At 59.1% G+C, this 4,144-nt stretch carries 4 protein-coding genes; 3 read left to right on the top strand and 1 reads right to left on the bottom strand.

Translation table 11 applies throughout. The features are described from left to right. The first annotated feature begins 476 nt into the window (after positions 1 to 476). The 3 genes from rpmE (at position 477) to prfA (ending at position 3,141) form a co-directional block, all read left to right on the top strand. Complete coding sequence (gene rpmE / locus V6C07_RS06965) at positions 477 to 689, top strand: 50S ribosomal protein L31 (RefSeq protein WP_333535629.1); 213 nt, start codon at positions 477 to 479, stop codon at positions 687 to 689. Between the two features lie 142 nt (positions 690 to 831). After that, positions 832 to 1,746: a DUF1385 domain-containing protein gene (locus V6C07_RS06960; RefSeq protein ID WP_442886185.1), complete on the top strand. Its 915-nt coding sequence runs from the start codon at positions 832 to 834 to the stop codon at positions 1,744 to 1,746. A gap of 327 nt (positions 1,747 to 2,073) precedes the next feature. Beyond that, positions 2,074 to 3,141, top strand: coding sequence for a peptide chain release factor 1 (gene prfA / locus V6C07_RS06955; protein ID WP_333535628.1), 1,068 nt, complete (start codon positions 2,074 to 2,076; stop codon positions 3,139 to 3,141). 97 nt (positions 3,142 to 3,238) lie between these two features. On the opposite strand, the gene V6C07_RS06950 is transcribed toward prfA, so the two are convergent. Further along, positions 3,239 to 4,144: methyl-accepting chemotaxis protein (locus tag V6C07_RS06950; RefSeq protein WP_333535627.1), on the bottom strand; the 906-nt coding region annotated here is incomplete at its 5' end.

Raw genomic sequence — 4,144 nt, 5'->3', positions numbered from 1 at the left:
TCGGACGGCTGCGTGAGCAGACGTTCGCTACGGAGGCGTAAGCGCAGTTTATCTGCGCGGTTAAACGCCGAAGTGAGCGTGCCTTAAACTTTGAGAATGTATATTCTCAAAGTTAATCTGCTCTAGCGGGCGCATGGCTTTGGACGATACAGCTTGAAAGAGACCGCAGTATGCCATGCCTGAACAGGCGTGGGGCTTTGTGCGGGCATGCCCGTGTTCACAAACGGCCGGGCGCGCGCGGCGGCAGTGTTTGCCCGCGCAGGGCATGATTTTCTGCAAAACGGGACGCTGCCGGCAGGTTTCTGCGGCCCTGTTTTCTGCGGCATGGTTTTCCTTTGTGCTTTCCCCTTGCCAAAGGTTTAAAGAAGCGCTATATAGCTTGCCCTTGTGCGATATGTTTTCGCGCCAGAGGAAAAACGCGCGGGCGTCCGGCGGTGATTCTGCCGGATTATGCCGCGTTCCATGAGGTAGCTGTCATGAAAAAAGATATCCATCCCAAAGTGTTCAACGCCACCATCACCTGCGCTTGCGGTAATGAAGAAAACGTGCTCTCCACCAAGGGTGAGCAGGTGAACGTGGAAGTGTGCTCCGCTTGCCATCCGTTTTTCACCGGCAAGCAGCGCTTCCTTGACACGGCTGGCCGCATTGACCGCTTCCGTAAAAAGTACGCCAAGTTTGAGCAGAAGTAATCGCGGGCGGCAGACCATGCCGCACATGAGCGACGCACGGCAGGGAGCGCCACGCAAGGCCGCAGGGGCAAAGCCCCGGTGGGTCACGATGGCGCTTTGTGCTTTGACGTCGGCTTGCCCTACGGTTGGCGGACAGGCCGTCATGGAAGGCGTGATGATGCGCAACGGCGATGCCTATGGCCTTGCCGTGCGTCAGGCGGACGGGAGCATTCTCGCCCGTCGTCTGCCGTGGTTTTCGCTGCTGCGCCGCCCCTGGCTCAAAAAGCCTTTTCTGCGGGGCTTTCCCATTCTGCTTGAAACACTGGTTAATGGCATCAAGGCGCTTAATCGCTCTGTGGAGGCCGTGGCCCAGGGGCAGGAAGAGGAAATTTCAGGCTGGCATCTGGTGCTGACGCTTGCGGCAGCCCTGCTTATGGCTATCGGCCTTTTTGTGGTTGTGCCGCATCTGATGTCGCTGCTTATGCTGTGGCTGCATCTGGGCGGTGATGTGGAAGGCTTGAGCTTCCATTTGTGGGACGGCTTTTTCAAGTGCTGCATTTTTATGGGCTATATCAAGGCTATTTCGTATGTGCCTGATATCCGTCGGGTTTTTCAGTATCACGGGGCCGAACACAAAACCATACACGCCTTCGAATCCGGAGGCCGGGTTGACGCGGCACACGCTGCCCGCATGAGCCGTTTGCATCCACGTTGCGGCACGACATTTCTGCTTTTCGTCATCTGCATATCCATTGTGCTGCACGCAGTGCTCGTACCCGTGCTGCTGGCCCTGCATACGCCGCAAAGCGCCGTTGCCAAGCATGCATTGACCATATTTTTCAAGCTGTTGCTCATGGCGCCCATCAGCGCCCTGGCGTATGAGCTTATCCGCTATGCCGCGCGTTTGCCCGAAGGGCCGTTGGCCCATGTGTTACGCGCGCCGGGCCTGGCCTTGCAAAAACTGACCACCTATGAGCCTGACGAAAGCCAGCTTGAGGTGGCGGTGGTTGCCCTGCGTGAGGCGTTGGGTCCTGAAGGCGGAGAGCGGGTGCATGCCGTACCCTACGACAGGCAATAGCCAGTGCCGCTGCAAAGCGGCTGCCGCGCGGTTCGGTTTAGAGCAGATCAGCTTTGCGAATGGACATTTTCAAAGTTCAAGGCACGATTGCTTCGGCGCGTAACAGCGCAAATACATTGAGCTTGCCCACGCAGTCGCCAGAGCGTTTTCAAAGTGAAACTGCTCTGAAAAGTCAGCGCATGGCCGCCGTCCGCGCGGGCCACAAGGCCGGCCCTGCGCCGGAATATATTGAAAATATGACACCCTCGCGAAAGCGTCCTGCCTGTGCGGTTGGGGCGGTTCGTCGCCGCATGAATTGTTTTTGTCCACTGCCAGTCGGAGACTTTTATGTTCGCCAAATTGGAAGGTCTGGAAAAGAAATATCTGGAGCTTGAAGAGGCCCTTGCCCAGCCTGATGTTTTCAATGATCAGGACCAGTACCGCAAGCTGACCAAAGCCCACGCCGATCTGAGCGATGTGGTGGAGCTTTTTCGCCGTCATCGCGCGCTGAGCGAAGAACTGGCCGAAAACAGGCAGCTGCTGCATGACGAAGACCCCGAAATCCGCGCCATGGCGCAGGAAGAAGTGCACCGGGGCGAAGCCCAGTTGCCGGGTCTTGAGCATGAGCTGAAGGTTATGCTGCTGCCCAGCGACCCTCTGGACGAAAAAAATACCATTCTTGAAATCCGCGCCGGTACGGGTGGCGAAGAGGCTGCCCTGTTTGCGGCGGATCTTTTCCGCATGTATACGCGCTATGCCGAGCTTAAAAACTGGAAGGTGGAGATCATGAGTGAGTCCCCTTCCGAAAACGGCGGCTACAAGGAAGTCATCTGCCTTATCGCTGGCGACCGTGTATACAGCCACCTCAAGTTTGAGGCGGGAACCCACCGTGTGCAGCGCGTGCCGGCCACTGAGGCGCAAGGCCGCATTCATACTTCTGCCGCCACCGTGGCTGTCATGCCCGAAGCCGAAGAAGTGGACGTGGAAATCCGCCCCGACGACCTGCGCATTGATATTTACCGGGCCTCCGGTGCGGGCGGCCAGCACGTCAACAAGACGGAATCGGCGGTGCGCATCACCCACCTGCCCACCAATACCGTGGTGACCTGTCAGGACGAACGCTCGCAGCATAAAAACAAGGCCCGTGCCATGAAGGTGCTTGCCTCGCGTATCCTTGCCGCCGAACGTGAACGCCAGAATTCCGAACTTTCGGCGGACCGCAAGGCGCAGGTCGGCTCCGGCGACCGGTCGGAGCGCATCCGCACCTACAATTTCCCGCAGGGCCGCTGCACAGACCACCGCATAAACCTGACCCTGTATTCTCTGGACAGGATTATGGAAGGCGAGCTTGAATCGCTGGTGGAAGCCCTTGGCACGGCCGCCCAGGCCGAAGCCCTCAAGGCCCAGGCCGAGTAGGGCCTGTTGAAAAAAATCTGTCTGCATGCAAACAGCCCGCCTAGGCGGGCTGTTTTTCTGTCTGAAGAAACGCTGTGCAGAGCCTTGGGGGATGCCGTCAGGCGCGCAGGGTTTCAATAAGGCGTTCCAAAGCCGTGGTCTGTTCCAGCAGCGCGCGGATCCTTGTGGTGGACTGCGCCATGCTGGCCGCCGTCTGCACGGCAATGCGGTTCACGTCTTCAATGCTCCTGTTGATTTCCTCGCTGGTGGCGGACTGCTCTGCCGAGGCTGTGGCAATGGAACTGATCTGGTCCCTGGTTCTGTCCGACAGGTCAACGATGGCTTGCAGGGCCACTCCCGATGTTTTGGCAAGCTCCGTGGCGGCGGCCATGTCGGCCACGGTGGCGTCCACGGTGCTGGCATTTATTCTGCTTTCTTCCTGAATGCCGGAAAGCACCGCCGCCACCTCCTTGGTGGCGCCCATGGTTTTTTCCGCCAGCTTGCGCACTTCATCGGCCACCACGGCAAAACCACGTCCGGCTTCACCGGCACGGGCCGCCTCAATGGCTGCGTTGAGCGCCAGCAGGTTGGTCTGGTCAGCGATGTCCGAAATAACGGTCATTACCTTGTCGATATCCTGCATGCGCGTGCCCAGTCGGCCCATGGCGGCTTTCAGTTCGCTGGTGTCTTCCTGCACCTTGCTGATGCGGCGCTCTACGGCCGTAACCTGGGCCGCGCCGTTCTGGGCCTCTTCTCTGGCGTTGCCGGCGATGTGCTCGGCATCGGAGCTGTTTCTGGCGACTTCCAGAACGGTGGCGTTCATTTCCTCCATAGCGACAGCCGCGGAAGCAAGGCGGTCAGACTGGTGGTGGGCGTCTTTGTCGGCCTGGAGCAGATGGACGGAGATTTCCTGCGATACGGAAGACAGCACCGTCACCGCCTCGCTGATGCGGTCCGCAGCCATGACCATGCCGTCCCGCCGGGCCTGTTCGGCCTGCTTGCGGGCCTCCACGGATTCCGCTGT

The organism is Desulfovibrio sp. 1214_IL3152 (assembly GCF_036763055.1).
GTDB lineage: Bacteria > Desulfobacterota > Desulfovibrionia > Desulfovibrionales > Desulfovibrionaceae > Desulfovibrio.
The sequence above is the reverse complement of the archived record's forward strand: the minus strand, read 5'-3'. Positions and strand labels throughout refer to the sequence as shown.